Here is a 14,744-nt window from a genome sequence, read left to right as displayed (position 1 = left end):
ACGCATGCAGCATCCCGTCCCCGACTACCTGCGTGGGGTCCTGGAGTCCATCCGCCACCTGGAGCACGGAGAGGTCGCGCAGTACATCCCGGAGCTCGCGCAGGCGGACCCCCGTCCCCTGGGTGCGGCCGTGGCCACCGTCACCGGCCGGCTCCACTCCGCCGGTGACGACCGGACCGAGTTCACCATCCAGTCCATCGCGAAGCCGTTCGCCTACGCCGCCGCCCTCGCGGACCGGGGTGTGGAGACCGTGGACCGCTTCGTGGGCCTCAACCCCTCCGGCGAGGCCTTCAACGAGCTGTCCCTGGAGGCGGAGTCCAAGCGGCCGGACAATGCGATGATCAACGCCGGCGCGCTGGCCACCCACCAGCTGCTCGTGGGACCGTACGCCGGGCGTCAGGAGCGCATCGACCGTGTCGTCTCGCTGATGTCCACGCTGGCCGGCCGGCAGCTGAGCATCGACCACGCGACCTTCGAATCGGAGATGAACTGCGCGGACCGCAACCTGGCGCTGGCCCACATGCTCCGCAGCCACGGCATCCTGCACGACCGCGCCGAGGACATCGTGGCCGGCTATGTGGCGCAGTGCTCCGTGAGGGTCACCGTGCGGGACCTGGCCGTGATGGGTGCCTGCCTCGCCGCCGGCGGTGTGCACCCCCTCACCGGTGAGCGCGTCCTGGGCTCCCTCGTCACGCGTCAGGTGCTCTCCGTGATGTCCGCCTCCGGCATGTACGACGCCGCGGGCGAGTGGCTGACGGACGTGGGCATCCCGGCCAAGTCCGGCGTGGCCGGCGGCGTCATGGGAGCCCTGCCCGGGCAGGTCGGCATCGGCGTGTACTCGCCCCGCCTGGACGAGCACGGCAACTCGGTGCGCGGCATGGAGTTCTTCCGCCGCCTCTCCGAGGACCTGAACCTGCACCTGATGGAGGCCGACCCGCTCGGCGCCACCGTGGTGCGTTTCGTCCGCCGCGAGGACGACGCCGTCCGCCTCCACCTGCAGGGCGTGATCCGCTTCGGCGGTGCCGAGGCCGTGCAGGCGGCGCTCGTGGAGATCAGCCAGGAACGCCCGGAGCGTGTGGTGGTCAGCCTTGAGCGCGTGGACCGTGTCACCGACGTCGGCCGCCGGATGGTGCAGGAAGGCATCCGCCGCCTGCGCGAGGACGGTCTCACCGTGGATGTGGAGGATCCGGACCAGCTCTTCTGAGACCACCCTCACGACCCCCTGTGTTCTCGCGGGTAAGGGGTGTTGTTCACCTGCTGTTCATGTCAGGATGGGGGACCATCGATGTCCCCGACCCTGCGAGAACCCCCATGCAGATCACCCTGAACCACGCCGTGCCACGCCGCCGTGCCTCGGCCGGGCCCCTGACGCGCTGGTTCGCGCAGCCCACTGTGGCCTCAGGCGTGCGCTGGTCGCGGCCGCCGAAGAGGACGTCCACGGTGAGCCTGCGCGCCCTGCTGCGCGGCCGCCGCAGGGACCCTGCCCCGACCCGTCTGGCGCGCACGGCCTGGCTCGGCGCCGGGCTGCTGCCGCTGGCCGGCTGCGCCAGCTCCTTCGTGATCGGCGCGTCCAAGGGCACCCCGGTGTTCGAGGGGACCTCCTACCGGGGCGGCTTCGAGGCCGGCTGGGGCAACGTCCTCAACCAGCCCGCCTACTTCACGTGGTGCTCGAATGCCGTGGTCGCGGTGACCTCCCTGGTCCTGGCCGCAGCCCGGCGTGCGCCCCGCTCGGACGTCTTCTGGGCCGTCCGCGCCGCCGGACTCGGGTCGGTGATGGTCACGGGGCTGGTCTACAACACGGTGCTGCGCGGCCACGGGAAGGACACCCTGCTCTACCGCGCCAACGACGCTGTCCAGCACGTGGTGAACCCGCTGCTCGCCCCGGTCGTGTGGGCGGCCTTCGACCCTCGCGGCCAGCTCAACCGCCGACGCCGGCTCCTCGCCGCCGCCCTGCCCCTCACCTGGACCGGGATCACCATGGCCCGTGGCCCGCGCGTGGACTGGTATCCGTATCCGTTCCTGGACGTGAAGCGCTACGGCCTCACGGCCGTCTCCGGCGTGCTCGCCGGCATCCTGACCCTGTTCTCCGGGCTTCTCATGGGCCTCACCGAGGCGGACAGGCTCCTCTCTGTCCATCGCGGGGACCGCTGACAGCCGTCGACGACCGGGTCACGCGCACGGACGGAGGTCCGGCCCCTGGCGTGCAGGCCGCCACGGCCGGACCCCCGCTCCGTCCACGTCAGGCCGGGAAGACGTCCTCGATCGGCGTGTCGCCGTCCACGTACTCGACCTGGCGGCCGATGCTCTCGCCCGAGGCGAGGGCCGCCACGATCGTGCGGGCCACATTGCCGCGGGAGGTGGCGGAGGAGTCCGACACCTGTTCGCGGGAGGGGTTCGCCGCGATCCGGCCGGTCGGCTCGTCCAGTGTGAGGGCGCCCGGGCCGAGGATGGTCCAGTCCAGGCCGGAGCCGCGCAGGTGCTCGTCCGCCTCGGCCTTCGCCTGGGCATAGGCGTGGAAGTCGTCGTCCTCCGGGACTCCGTGGTCGAGGGAGGCACCCAGGTAGGAGACCATCACGTAGCGGTCCACGCCTGCGGTGCGTGCCGCGTCCATCGAGCGGATCGCGGCGTCCCGGTCCACAGCCTTGGTGCGGGCGGGGTCACCGCCGCCGGCACCGGCGGACCACACGACGGCGTCCTTGCCGGCGAAGGCGCCGGCCAGGTCGGTCTCGTCGGCCTGCTCCACGTCCAGCACCAGCGGCTCGGCGCCGGTTGCCCGGACCTCGTCCGCGTGGTCCGGGTTGCGGATCACGGAGGTGACCGTGTGCCCAGCCTCTACGAGCAGGGGTGCGGCGAGCAGAGCCACCTTGCCGTGGCCGCCGATCAAGATGACATCGGCCATGATGAGGCCTCCTTGAGAAGTCGATTCCAGGTGTCCCAGGCGCAACGGCCCGGCCGGTTCCTTCATTCCCGACGGCTCAGCTCTCCGCCTGACCGTGCCTCCAGTACCCCATGAAGGACACGTGGGCCTTGGGGATGCCGCCCTCGCCCACGCACAGGCGCCGCAGGCCGCGCACCATGGCGGACTCGCCGGCGAGGAAGACGTAGGTGCCCGGGCGCTCGGCGCCGGAGACCGGGTCGATCTCGGCGATGGTCCACTCGCGCTGCCCGTCCTCGGCCGGCGGCTCCTCCGGCACGACGACGGCTCCCTCGCCCTGCTCGGGTCCGCCCAGTCCCAGCAGCGTCGCCAGCCGTCCGTGGGCCCAGGACCCCTGGGGCAGGTCTGCGCCGGCGGGCAGGTCGCCGTGCCCGTCTGCGACCCCGCGGCGTCCGACGTGCAGGCGGACCCTGCCGTGCTCGGAGACGGCGAGGGGTCGGGTCCAGTCCCAGGGCTCGGGCACGGCCAGGCGCTCGGCGATCAGGTCGGTGAGGCCGGCCTCGGCGGGCAGCTCGAGGACCAGGTCCGCCTCACCGGCGAAGCCGCCGAAGGGGTCGGCGAGCTCCTCGGCCACGGACAGCAGGGCGGGGACGGCGGTCTCGTCTCCGACGGCCAGGACGCGGCGGGCGCCCGTGTCGCGCCAGCCGGTCCAGGCGGGTGCCTCGGCGCTGGGGACGAGCACGTTGACCTCGTCGCCGGGGGAGACGGTGCGGGCCCAGCGCAGGCCGGGGCCCTGGTGGGGGGCGTCGGGGTCCTCGGGGTCGCCGTGCAGGACCACGTCCAGGGTGAGGGAGGGGACGGCCCGGCCGTCGAGGCGGACCCGTCCGGCCGAGCGCGCCGTGTACGTGCGCATCCAGCCGCGCTCCTCCTCCGGGACGGCCAGGAACCCGCTGCGGAAGCCGGCGGAGAGGTCCGGGTCCGCCGAGACGCCGCCCGGCGGGGGGACGAGCACCTTCACGTAGGCGTCGCGGCGGGGGCGGGAGCCGCGGTAGAGCTGGTGCAGGTCCGGGACCCCCGGAGGCAGCAGGCCCAGCAGGTCGGCGCTGGCCCGCTCCAGGTCCGCCCCTGCCAGGACAATGCGGCGGAATCCGCGGCAGGGCTGCTCCACGGAGACCACCCGGGTGTGGGCGACGGTCATGCCTTCGGTCATCGGTCCTCCTGGACGGTGGTGGGCGTGCCCGCGGTCGGTGCGTCCGCGCCGAGGGATGTGGGGGCGGCGAGACGGGCGGGTGCCCGTCGGTCTCCCGCGCCGCGGGGCAGGACCACGGGGTGGCCGAGGAGGGGGTCCGGCACCACGTCCGCGTCGAGCCCGAATACCTCGGCCAGGACGTCGGGCACGACCACCTCGGCGGGGGTGCCGGCGGCGACGACCCGCCCGTGGGCCATCGCCACGAGGTGGTCGGCGCAGCGGGCGGCGAGGTTCAGCTCGTGCAGCACGGCCACGACCGTCGCCCGAGGTGCCTCGGCAGCGGAGTCCGCACCGGACTCTGCGGGAGCGTCTGCACGGTCTGCTCCCGCATGGTCGGACTCCGGATGGGCCCGCGCTCCCGCCGCGTTCGCCGTGCCCCGCGGGTCCGGCAGGCGCCGCACGAGGTCGAGGACGTCCACCTGGTGGGCGAGGTCGAGGTAGCTCGTCGGCTCGTCGAGCAGCACGACCGGGGTCTGCTGGGCGAGCACGAGGGCGAGCCAGGCGCGCTGGCGCTGTCCGCCGGAGAGGGTGGTCACGTCCCGGTCGGCCAGCGGTGCCAGCCCGGTGCTCGCCAGAGCCGCGGCGATCGCCTCGTCGTCCCCGGCGGTGCGGCCGCCGAGCAGGCCGCGGTGGGGATGGCGTCCGCGGGCCACCAGCTGGGCGACGGTCATGCCCTCGGGGGCCACCGGATGCTGGGGCAGCAGGGCCACGGTGCGGGCGTACTCGCGTGCGCCTTTGCCCGAGAGGTCCCGGCCGAGGACCTCGATGCTCCCGGCCCGCAGCGGCAGCTGCCGGGTGAGTCCCCGCAGCAGGGTGGACTTGCCGCAGCCGTTGGCGCCGATGATCGCGGTGGTCGCCCCGGCGGGCAGGTCCAGGTCCAGGGGGCCGACGACGGGCGGCGCCGAGGCCGGGCCGTAGCCGAGCTCCACGCCGCGCAGGCGCAGTCCGACGGCCGTGGACCCCGGGCCGGTGCCGTGTGCGCGGCCGGCGGTGCGTCCGTGCGCGTCGTGCCGGACGGGCTGGTCGGGGCGGGCGGCACTCATGCGCGTCCTCCTCTCTCACGGCCCTGGCGCAGCAGCATCCAGAGCATCAGCGGGGCGCCGGCGGCGCCGGTGAGCACGCCGGTGGGCAGGCGGGCGCCGTCGAACAGCAGGGCGGCCGCCTCGGCGGCCAGCAGGTCCGCCAGGACGACCATGGCGGCACCGGTCAGCGCGGAGCAGGCCAGGGACGGGCGCCCGCCGGTGAGGCCCTGGGCGGCGGGGCCGGCGAGCAGGGCCACGAACGCCAGCGGGCCCACGGCGGCCGTGGCGGCGGCCGCGAGCACGGCACCGAGCACCAGGGCGGCGGCGCCGGTCCGCTGGGGACGGGCCCCCAGGGCCGCCGCCGTGGGCAGGCCCAGGTCGGCCGGGGCCAGCGCCCGGTGCAGCAGGCCGGCCGCCGGCAGCAGGACCGCCGTCACGGCGCCGAGCAGGGCGATCCGGCCCCACGTCACGCCGTTCAGGGAGCCCGCGATCCACAGGGTCGCGGCCTGGAGGTCGTGCTCGGACAGGGACAGCATGGTCCCGGCCACGAGGGCCTGGCCGGCGGCTGCCACGGCGATCCCGGCCACGATGAAGCGCTCGCCGCCGATCGACCGCGCCGCCAGGAACACGGCGGCTCCCGCGGCCAGGGCGCCGACGAGGGCGGCACCGGACCGCGCCAGGTCCGAGCCGCCGCCGACCTGCCCGGCGGTGAGGGCGAGCCAGGCGACGACGGCCGCGGCGGCCCCCGTGGTCACGCCCAGGATGTCCGGGGACGCCAGCGGATTGCGCAGCGTGCGGCGGTAGAGCGCGCCGGCGGCTCCGAGGGCGCCGCCGGCGAGCACCGCCGCGACGGCGCGGGGGAGCTTCTCCTCGAGGACGATGAAGCTCGCCCCGGGGATGGTCTGGCCCGCCAGGATGCGCACGAAGTCCGCGGGGGTGACCTGGTAGTGGCCCCAGAGCACCCGCAGGGCGAGGAGGACGAGCAGCACCGTGCCCAGGCCGACGGCCGCCGCGCCGAGGCGGACCCGGTCCGCGCGGCGCATGCGGGCCACGGCGTCGCGTGCCGCCTCCGTGGGCGCGGCTCCACCGGCTGCCGCTTCCGCGGCCGCGGCAGACGCCTCCTCCGGGGACGTCCCCGGGGGAGTGTGCGGGGAGGCGGCGGTCATGCGCTCACCCCCGTCCGGCGCAGCAGGAGGAGCAGGACGGGCACGCCGAGCAGCACGGTGGTGACGCCCAGGTGCACCTCGGCGGGGGCGACGACGGTGCGGCCGAGCAGGTCCGCCGCGATCAGCAGGACGGCTCCCCACAGGGCGCAGCCGCCGAGGAGCAGGCGCGTTCCGGAGGGGCGCAGCCGCCTCAGGGCGTGCGGGACCACGAGGCCCACGAAGGCCACGGGGCCGGCCAGGGCCACGGCCGCGGCGGTGAGCACCACGACGGCCGCCAGCAGCACGCCGCGGACCCTGCCCGGGTGGGCCCCGAGCCCGTGGGCGAGGTCGTCGCCCAGGGCCAGGGCGTCCAGGCCGGACCCCACCGCGACCGCTGCCAGCACGGCGGCGAGGATCACCGGGGCGAGGGCGAGGGCCTCGGAGAGCTCGGCGCGCGCCACGGTCCCGATGCTCCAGAAGCGGAGGCGGTCCCTCACGGCCGGGGACAGCACCAGCAGGGCCGTCGTGAGGGCCGTGGTGCCGGCGGTGACCGCGGCGCCGGCCAGCACCAGGGCGATGGGGGAGGGCGCTCCCGGCGTCCCGCCGATGCGCGTCGCCGCCGCCGCGCAGGCGTAGACGACCACGGCCGCGCCGAGCGTCCCCAGCACGGCGAGGCCCAGGGCGGCGGGCGCGGAGGCCGGGAGGCCGAGGGCCAGGCCCACGGCCATCGCCAGGGAGGCGCCGCCGGACAGCCCGAGCAGACCGGGGTCGCCCAGGGGGTTGCGGGTGGCCCCCTGCATCGCGGCACCGGCCACGGCCAGGGCCGCCCCCACGAGGGCCGCGGTCACGGTGCGCGGCACGCGGGAGGCGACGGCCGCGGCGTCGATGCCCTCGGGCAGAGGCTGTCCGGTGAGCAGCGCACCCAGGGTGTGCAGGGCCGTCGTCGGGTCCACGGCGCGGGCGCCGAAGGCGAGCGCGGCCACTCCCGCCACCGCCAGCAGGACGAGCGGGAGCAGCAGGAGGAGGGCGGCCGGACGCGCCCGGGGCGCCGAGCGGACTCGGCGCCCCGGGCGCGTGGCGACGGGGACGGCGGGCATGGGAGGCGGTGTCAGCCCTTCGCCCGCGCGGCGGCATCGGCGATCGGCGGGACGATCTCCTTCAGCGCATACGGGATGGACAGCGGGGAGATCGCGGAGACGGACAGCACCTGCTGCTGGTCCACCTGGAGGACCAGGCCGCCGGACTCGACCGCCGGGATCGTGCCGAGCAGCGGGTCGGACTCGATCCTCTGCCGGACGTCCTCCGCGGCGGCCCAGGAGACGAACACGTCCGACTCGAGCTCGTCGGCGCGCTCGGGGGACCAGGTGAAGAAGAACTCCTGGTCCTGCGGCGAGTTCTCCCGGACGACCTCGGCCTGCTCCATGCCGAGCTGCTCCAGGAACTGGGGGCGGTTGTCCACGTCCGTGTAGATGCTGATCTGGTCCGCGGCGGCCGGATCCACGGTGCCGTAGACGAAGGTCGCGCCCTGCAGCGCCTCGTGCTCGGCGCCGGCGTCCGCGATCTGCCGCTCGAGGTCCGCGACGAGCTCCTTCGCCCGGTCCTCGCGGCCCAGGGCGCGGCCGATGACCACGGTGGACTGCTGCCAGGGCGTGCCGAACGCGGGGACGTCCTTCGGGTAGGCGACGGTCGGGGCGATCTTGGACAGGCGGTCGTAGTCCTCCTGCGTGATCCCGGAGTAGACGGCGAGGATCAGGTCCGGCTCCGCGGCGGCGATCGCCTGCACGTCCAGGCCGTCGGCCTCGGACCAGGTGACGGGGCGCTCGGCGCCGTCGATCTCCTCCAGGGCCGCGTCGAACCAGTCCGTGGACTGGTTCGCGTTGCCGCCGAACTCCACCGCGGCCATGCCGACCGGCACCACCCCCAGGGCGACGCAGACGTCCTGGTTCACCCAGGAGACCGTGGCCACACGCTGCGGCTCGGACGGGATCTCGGTGGAGCCGTACACGTGCTCGACCGTCACGGGGAAGGCGCCCGCGGCGTCCCCGGAGCCCTCGGAGCCCTTGCCGTCCTGTGCGTCTCCGGAGCCGGAGGCGTCCCCGCCGGCCGGTCCCGTGGCGCAGGAGGCCAGGAGCAGGGCGAGGCCGGAGCCGCCCGCGCCGAGCAGGGCGCGGCGGGAGAGCAGGGGGGAGGAGGGGGCCATGGGCAGCCTTTCTCGGGTGGGGGGACTCGCCGTCCGGACGACGGCGAGGCGGTGAGGCACGACGTCGGCGCGCCCGGGCCCCCTGGGAGAAGGGCCATGACGCGCCGACGACGCTCACGGGGTGACCCCTTCAGTGGCGGCTGGACGAGAGCCCGCCTCCGCGGAGCCGATGACACTCGAGGTCAATTACGCAACATCGATGTGTCTCAATAGGCGAGGTTAGTGCACCCTTACTTCCCTCCACAACCGGGGCGCGGCATGGAGTCCGCTGGGCGTCTGCTGAGAGGCGCCGCCCTCCCGGCGCGGAGGCGCTCGCCGGGAGGGGGCCGCGGATGCCCGGAGGCCGCCGTGAAGCGGATACCGTGGACCTGTGAGCCAGCAGAACTCCTCCCCCGTCCACGGCGACCGCCCGCGCCCCACCGACCACGGCGAGCGGGTCGCGTCCATGTTCAACGACATCGCCGGCCGCTACGACCTCATGAACGCGGTGATGACCTGGGGCCAGGAGCTGCGGTTCGTCCGTCGCACCGTGGACCACGCGAACATCCCCGCCGGCGGCCGCGTCCTGGACCTGGCCACCGGCACGGGGGACATCGCCCTCGAGGTGCTGCGCCGCCACCCGGACGCCGAGGTGGTCGGCGCGGACTTCGCGCCCGAGATGATGGAGGTCGGCCGCGCCCGCAAGGACGGGGAGAAGGTGGAGTGGGTCGAGGCCGACGCCATGGACCTGCCGTTCGAGGACGAGTCCTTCGACTCCATCACCCACGGCTACCTGCTGCGCAACGTGTCCGACATCCCGACCACGCTCGCCGAGCAGTTCCGCGTGCTGCGTCCCGGCGGCTGGATGGCCGCGCTCGAGACCTCGCCGGCACCCGACGACGTCTTCAAGCCCTTCTCCACCTTCTACATCCGGAACGTGGTGCCCCGGGTGGCGAAGATGATCACGAAGACCCCGGAAGCCTACGCCTACCTCTCCGAATCCAGCCGTGCCTTCAAGTCCCCGGCGCAGATCGCGGCGCTGCTGGAGGACGCAGGCTTCGCGAACGTGGGCCACGAGACCTTCCTCTTCGGCACCCTGGCCGTGCACTGGGGCATGAAGCCGGTCGTCTGATGAGATGTACAGGTTCCGACTCAGCGATCTCGGCGATCGGGGCGTAGGATCGTCGCGACCTGGACAGATAACGGTATTGTCACAGACAATTCCGTCATAGACTGGCCGCACCGTCGGGTCCGCGTCCCCCTCCGCCCAAGGGCGGCCCTCTCTCCCTATACGAAGGAGCCTCCAGTGACCGAGCCTCGGACCGTCGGCACCCCCACCTCTGTGGCCGAGCTGCAGGAGATCCTCCCGAAGCTGTCCCACCCGGACGGCTCGCCGGTGCGTGTCCTGGTGGTGGACGACGAGCCGATGATCGCCGACCTCATGTCCATCGGCCTGTCCTTGTGCGGCTGGGAGGTTGTGGTGGCCCATGACGGCGCAACCGCTCTGGAGAAGAACAAGGAGAAGCAGCCCGACGTCGCCGTGCTGGACATCATGCTCCCGGACCTCGACGGGTTCGAGGTGCTGGACCGCCTGCGCGCGTTCTGGCCGGACCTGCCGGTCATGTTCCTCACCGCGAAGGACTCCACGGACGACCGCATCTCCGGCCTCGCCGCCGGCGGTGACGACTACGTCACCAAGCCGTTCTCCATGGAGGAGGTCCTCATCCGTCTCCACCGCCTCGTGAAGCGCTCCGGTTTGATGGCCGCAGCCAACGAGGTGATCGTGGTCGGAGACCTGGTGATGAACACCCGCACCCACGAGGTCACCCGTGGCGGCGACCTGATCGACCTGACCGCCACCCAGTACAACCTGCTGCAGTACCTGATGCTCAACGTGCGCACCGTGCTCTCCAAGTCCCAGATCCTCGACCACGTCTGGGGCTATGACTTCGGAGGTCGGGCGAACATCGTGGAGCTCTACATCTCCTACCTGCGCAAGAAAATCGACGTCGGCCGTGACCCGATGATCCACACGGTCCGCGGCGCGGGCTATGTCATCCGACCGGCCTGAACCGGCCCCGGGCGCACCGACTCCTGAGCGCAGGCGGGAGGCAGGGCGGCCGCAGTCCCTGGCGGTTCGCATCTCGGCAGGGCTCGTCGCCTTCGTCACCCTGGTGCTCTGCCTCTACGCGGTCTTCACGCTGAGCATGGCCGAGCAGACCATCCGCGACAGGATCGCAGGGGAACTCGGGGCATCGCTGCAGCGCGCCTGGTTGCAGCTGGAGCACCGTGGACCCACTGCCGGGTTCAGTGCACCGCTGTCCGCCATGGGCGCCGGGAACCCCCTGCCCACCGGTGCCGGCCTCGAGTCCGGCACGCTGGTGACGATCGCCGCGGAGGAAGGGCTGTCCGATCACTCCGGCCAGAGCGTCGACGGCTACATCCTGGATGCGGCGGGCGGCCAGCGTGCGCTCACCTCGAAGGAGAGGCGTGAGCTGATCGATGGCGTCGCAGACGGCCCGGTGGAGGAGGCCACCGAGGTCGACCTCGAAGGGGTGGCCTACATGATCCAGGGGAAGCGTCTCTCCCCCGCCGTCGCGGCGGCCTCCGGGGGTCGCTTCCTGGTGGTGGGCGTCCCGATCGACAGCCAGCTCGAGGTCCTCAACGACACCCGCATCGGCACCCTCGGCAGCATCGCGGTCGTCATCATCGTGGTGGCTATCGGCTCCTGGGCGTGGGTGCGCCGCTCCCTGGGGCCGCTGGCGGACGTCTCCGCCAGCGCGAATGCGGTCTCCGCGTTGCCGGTGGGCACGCCGGGGGTGCATCTGGCGGACTACCGGGTGCCGGAGTCCGCCAGCCGCCACGAGGACGAGATGGCCGTGGTGGCCTCTGCGTTCAACCACATGCTCATCTCCATGGACGAGTCCCTCGACGAGCGCCAGCGCCTCGAGGACACGCTTCGCCGCTTCGTGGCGGACGCCTCCCACGAGCTGCGCACCCCGCTCGCCTCGATCCGCGGTTACTCGGAGATGATCGGCCTCACCGAGCCGTTGTCCGAGCGGGGCCGTGAGTCGCTGAACCGGGTGCTGGCGCAGTCGGACCGTATGACCCGGCTCGTGGACGACCTCCTCTTCCTGGCGCGCATGGACCGAGACGCTCAGCGCCGTCTCGAGGCCGGAGGGTCCGGCGACGCCGAGCGTCGCCTCGTCTCCGTGGCCGAGCTCGCGGTGGGCGCCGTCGCGGATGCTCGGGCCGCTGCGCCGGACCACGAGTGGGACGTGGAGATCTCGGAGGAGAAACTCTCCCAGGGCCCCAGGGTCTGCGGTGACCTGCACCAGCTCGAGCGCGTGGTGGGCAACCTGCTCTCCAATGCCCGCAAGCACACCCCTGCCGGCACCACGGTCTGGGTGCACGTGGAGGTGGTCCCGTTCCCGGAGGCCCCGTCCGGCAGGGGCGTGCGTCTGGTGGTGCAGGACGACGGCCCCGGAGTCCCCGAACAGATCATGCCCGTCCTCTTCGACCGCTTCATCCGCGCCTCGGCCGCCCGCGAGCCGGTGGAGGGCTCCACCGGCCTGGGTTTGGCGATCGTCAGGGCCGTGGTGGAGGCACACGGCGGCACCATCACGGCGGACTCCGAGCCGGGGCGCACCCGCATGGTGGTGACCCTGCCCGCCGTGGACGACGACGGCCCTCTCCGCGGCTGACCCGGCCGTGCCGCGCCCGGCCCCGGCTGCCGACCGCATCGGTCAGCGCATGTCCTGGGCCGCCGCGATGACGGCTTCGGTCAACCGGTCCAGCGAGTCCGGTCCGGAGTTCCAGCGCTGCCAGTGCAGCTCCACGTCCATGTCCCCGAGGTCCGGGATGGTCGTCAGCTCCGGGTGGGTGCCCTCGAGCACGCCGGCCGGCATCTGGGAATCCGGGATCATGCCCCAGCCCAGGCCTCCGGTCACGGCGCGATGGTAAGCGGTGACCGAGGGGATCAGGTGGTGTGGGGGAGTGCCGAGGCCGGCGCGGACGAGCACCTGGTGCTGGAGCAGATCGCGCACGCCGTAGTCCACCGCCGGGAGCGTGGTGAGGTCCGGAGTGCCGTCCTCTCTCCGGTGCAGGTCCGCGAGGAATCGGGTGGTCACGGCGTGGTACCGCATGGTGCCCAGCGGGACCACCACGCAGCCGGAGACCGGCTCCGGGACCGCCGTGACCACCGCCATCACGGTGCCGGAGCGCAGCAGCCGGGCCGTGTGGGCCTGGTCCTCGGCGTGGATGTTGAGGACCACGTCGTCCCAGGTGGCGGCCCGTTTGAGGACCCCCAGGAACCAGGTGTCCAGAGAGTCTGCGTTCACGGCGATCGGCAGGCGGGTGCGGCCCTGCTCGCCCACGCCGAGGGTGCTGAGGGCGTCGTCCTCCAGCGCCAGGACCTGGCGGGCCAGGCGCAGCATGTGCTCGCCGGCCGAGGTGGCCCGCACCGGCACGGTGCGCGTCAGCAGGACCTGGCCGACCTGCTTCTCCAGGGCGCGGATGCGCTGCGAGAGGGCGGAGCCGGAGATGCGGAGGGAGGCGGCGGCGGCGTCGAAGGTGCCTTCGTCGACGGCCGCGGCGAGGGCGCGCAGGTGGTCGGAGTTCACAGGAGCACAGCCTACGTCAAGGTCTGAAGGGTAGCTTCAGAACCTGAAGGATTCTGCGCTGGAGGCGGTTGCCGAGGCGCTCCTACTCTCTTCCCGTGACCATCTTCGCCACCGGGTTCCTGACCAACCTCGCGCTCGTCGTCGCCGTGGGTGCGCAGACTCTGTTCCTGCTGCGCCAGGTCGTCCGACGAGACCGCGTGCTGCTGTCGCTCGGCATCTGCCTGGCCGGTGACATGATCCTGCTCGCCGCCGGAGTCGCCGGTGTGGGAGTCGTCGCCGGCGCTGTGCCGTGGCTCATCCCCGCGATGACCGTGGCCGGCATCGCCTACCTGCTCTGGTTCGCCTTCGCCTCCCTGAGGTCGGCCTGGAAGGGCCAGACCACCCTCGCCTCCGCGGCCGCCGAGGCCCAGCAGAACGACCCGGAGCACGCGCCATCCCTCACCGATGTGGTCACCCTGACGGGCCAGCTGCCGGTCATCGACAGTGAGATGCTCGCCGCCCACCGCTCCGGACACCTCACCGAGGAGGGCGCCGTCCGCCGGGCCCCGCGCTCCGGTGAGCCGGCCGAGCCCGCCCGCCCGTCCGTCGTCGTCAAGCCCTCCGGTAGCGGCTCGGTGGCCGTGCAGGCCACGCCGAAGGTCCGGACGGTCGCCCTCGAGGCCCCGCAGACCCCGCTGGGCAAGGCGATCATGCTCGCCCTGTCCGTGTCCCTGCTGAACCCGCACGCGATCCTGGACATGGTCGTCATGCTCGGCACCGTCTCCCAGGCCTACGGAGACGGCCGCTGGCTGTTCGCCGGCGGCGCCATCCTCGCCTCCACGCTGTGGATCGTCCTGTTGGGCTGGGGCGGCACCAAGATCGCCCCGTTCATGAACTCGCCGAAGATGTGGCGGATCGTGGACTCCGTGGTCGGCGTGCTGATGATCGGCATCGCGGTGAAGATCACCTTCACCCTGTTCTGAGTCCTTCGGGTGTTGAATGGACGGCATGCCCGCCGTCGACGTGAACGATGCCCGAGATCCGTCCGGACCGGACGCGCAGACGATCCGCGTGTCCGCCGTAGTGCTGCGACGCCCGGACGGCCGCACCCTGTCCGTCCGCAAAGACGGCACGAGGATGTACATGTTCCCCGGCGGCAAGCCCGAGCCCGGCGAGACGCCACGGGAGGCCGCCGTGCGCGAGGTGGCCGAGGAGACCGGCATCCGCCTGCGCCCGGACGAGCTGACCTGCCTGGGCGTCCATGAGGCCGCCGCCGCCAACGAGGCCGGCTTCCGCGTGGTGGGTCACGTCTTCGCCCTTGCCCGTCCATTGGCGGAGCACGAAGTCCCGGTGAAGGCCGCCGAGATCGCGGACCTGACCTGGCTCGACCCCGCCGCCCCCAAGGCTCCGGACGGTGACGGCCTGGCCCCGCTGCTGCGCTCGGTGCTCGAGGGGATCGCGGCCGACCCGCTGTTCTGACCCTCCCCTGCGCGCGTTCCCCTCCCCTCCGCACTGTCGGTTGAGTTCGGGTCCGTGTTCGGCGCCCGGACGGGCCTCAGGTCAACCGAAAGCGCCGGCGGACCCGTCGGCGGTGTTCGGTTCAACTCGAGGGGCGGTGTCCTGCCCTCGAACACATCGTCGTGGATGGTGACGGTGTGAGGGAGAATAGTCGC

Annotated in this window: 14 protein-coding genes; 7 read left to right on the top strand and 7 right to left on the bottom strand. The window is 73.2% G+C overall.

What is annotated here, in order from left to right:
- Window positions 1–4: 4 nt before the first annotated feature.
- A complete protein-coding gene (locus CEQ11_RS00900; RefSeq protein ID WP_088477444.1) occupies window positions 5–1,204 on the top strand; it encodes a glutaminase in 1,200 nt (399 codons plus the stop codon).
- 107 nt (window positions 1,205–1,311) lie between these two features.
- On the top strand, window positions 1,312–2,151 hold the full coding sequence (locus CEQ11_RS00895) for a Pr6Pr family membrane protein (RefSeq protein WP_088477443.1): 840 nt from the start codon (window positions 1,312–1,314) through the stop codon (window positions 2,149–2,151).
- Window positions 2,152–2,239: 88 nt separating this feature from the next.
- Here the strand turns inward: CEQ11_RS00895 and CEQ11_RS00890 are convergent, their stop codons facing one another.
- The 6 genes from CEQ11_RS00890 to CEQ11_RS00865 all read right to left on the bottom strand — a co-directional run bounded on the left by CEQ11_RS00890 (window position 2,240) and on the right by CEQ11_RS00865 (window position 8,491).
- On the bottom strand, window positions 2,240–2,899 hold the full coding sequence (locus tag CEQ11_RS00890; protein ID WP_088477442.1) for an SDR family oxidoreductase: 660 nt from the start codon (window positions 2,897–2,899) through the stop codon (window positions 2,240–2,242).
- Window positions 2,900–2,975: 76 nt separating this feature from the next.
- A complete protein-coding gene (locus tag CEQ11_RS00885) occupies window positions 2,976–4,085 on the bottom strand; it encodes a siderophore-interacting protein (RefSeq protein WP_088477441.1) in 1,110 nt (369 codons plus the stop codon).
- Entirely contained in the window at window positions 4,082–5,167 is a 1,086-nt protein-coding gene (locus tag CEQ11_RS00880; protein ID WP_088477440.1) for an ABC transporter ATP-binding protein, read from the bottom strand. Before CEQ11_RS00880 ends, CEQ11_RS00885 begins: the two co-directional genes overlap by 4 nt.
- On the bottom strand, window positions 5,164–6,312 hold the full coding sequence (locus CEQ11_RS00875) for an iron chelate uptake ABC transporter family permease subunit (protein ID WP_227718657.1): 1,149 nt from the start codon (window positions 6,310–6,312) through the stop codon (window positions 5,164–5,166). Before CEQ11_RS00875 ends, CEQ11_RS00880 begins: the two co-directional genes overlap by 4 nt.
- On the bottom strand, window positions 6,309–7,388 hold the full coding sequence (locus CEQ11_RS00870) for an iron ABC transporter permease (RefSeq protein WP_088477439.1): 1,080 nt from the start codon (window positions 7,386–7,388) through the stop codon (window positions 6,309–6,311). Before CEQ11_RS00870 ends, CEQ11_RS00875 begins: the two co-directional genes overlap by 4 nt.
- 11 nt (window positions 7,389–7,399) lie before the next feature.
- Window positions 7,400–8,491, bottom strand: a complete 1,092-nt coding sequence (locus tag CEQ11_RS00865; protein WP_088477438.1) for an iron-siderophore ABC transporter substrate-binding protein — start codon at window positions 8,489–8,491, stop codon at window positions 7,400–7,402.
- Window positions 8,492–8,861: 370 nt separating this feature from the next.
- Here CEQ11_RS00865 and CEQ11_RS00860 point away from each other — a divergent pair, with 370 nt between their 5' ends.
- The 3 genes from CEQ11_RS00860 (at window position 8,862) to CEQ11_RS00850 (ending at window position 12,174) form a co-directional block, all read left to right on the top strand.
- Window positions 8,862–9,602 (top strand): ubiquinone/menaquinone biosynthesis methyltransferase, encoded by a 741-nt coding sequence (locus CEQ11_RS00860; RefSeq protein ID WP_227718656.1) that lies wholly within the window; start codon window positions 8,862–8,864, stop codon window positions 9,600–9,602.
- Window positions 9,603–9,776: 174 nt separating this feature from the next.
- Entirely contained in the window at window positions 9,777–10,541 is a 765-nt protein-coding gene (locus CEQ11_RS00855) for a response regulator transcription factor (RefSeq protein ID WP_088477437.1), read from the top strand.
- A gap of 136 nt (window positions 10,542–10,677) precedes the next feature.
- The gene (locus CEQ11_RS00850) at window positions 10,678–12,174 is read left to right on the top strand and encodes a cell wall metabolism sensor histidine kinase WalK (RefSeq protein ID WP_193762957.1); all 1,497 of its coding nucleotides are present in this window, start codon (window positions 10,678–10,680) and stop codon (window positions 12,172–12,174) included.
- Between the two features lie 42 nt (window positions 12,175–12,216).
- On the opposite strand, the gene CEQ11_RS00845 is transcribed toward CEQ11_RS00850, so the two are convergent.
- Window positions 12,217–13,092: an ArgP/LysG family DNA-binding transcriptional regulator gene (locus tag CEQ11_RS00845; protein ID WP_088477435.1), complete on the bottom strand. Its 876-nt coding sequence runs from the start codon at window positions 13,090–13,092 to the stop codon at window positions 12,217–12,219.
- A gap of 95 nt (window positions 13,093–13,187) precedes the next feature.
- Here CEQ11_RS00845 and CEQ11_RS00840 point away from each other — a divergent pair, with 95 nt between their 5' ends.
- Together CEQ11_RS00840 and CEQ11_RS00835 are read left to right on the top strand one after the other, a co-directional pair.
- Window positions 13,188–14,054 carry a LysE/ArgO family amino acid transporter gene (locus CEQ11_RS00840; RefSeq protein ID WP_088477434.1) on the top strand — a complete coding sequence of 289 codons (867 nt, stop codon included), beginning with the start codon at window positions 13,188–13,190 and terminating at the stop codon, window positions 14,052–14,054.
- A 25-nt stretch (window positions 14,055–14,079) separates the two neighbouring features.
- The gene (locus CEQ11_RS00835; protein ID WP_088477433.1) at window positions 14,080–14,550 is read left to right on the top strand and encodes an NUDIX domain-containing protein; all 471 of its coding nucleotides are present in this window, start codon (window positions 14,080–14,082) and stop codon (window positions 14,548–14,550) included.
- Window positions 14,551–14,744: the final 194 nt, after the last annotated feature.

The organism is Micrococcus sp. FDAARGOS_333 (assembly GCF_002206575.2).
Classification (GTDB): domain Bacteria; phylum Actinomycetota; class Actinomycetes; order Actinomycetales; family Micrococcaceae; genus Micrococcus; species Micrococcus lylae.
Note: the sequence above shows the minus strand (reverse complement) of the source record. Positions and strands in the feature narration are given on the sequence as shown.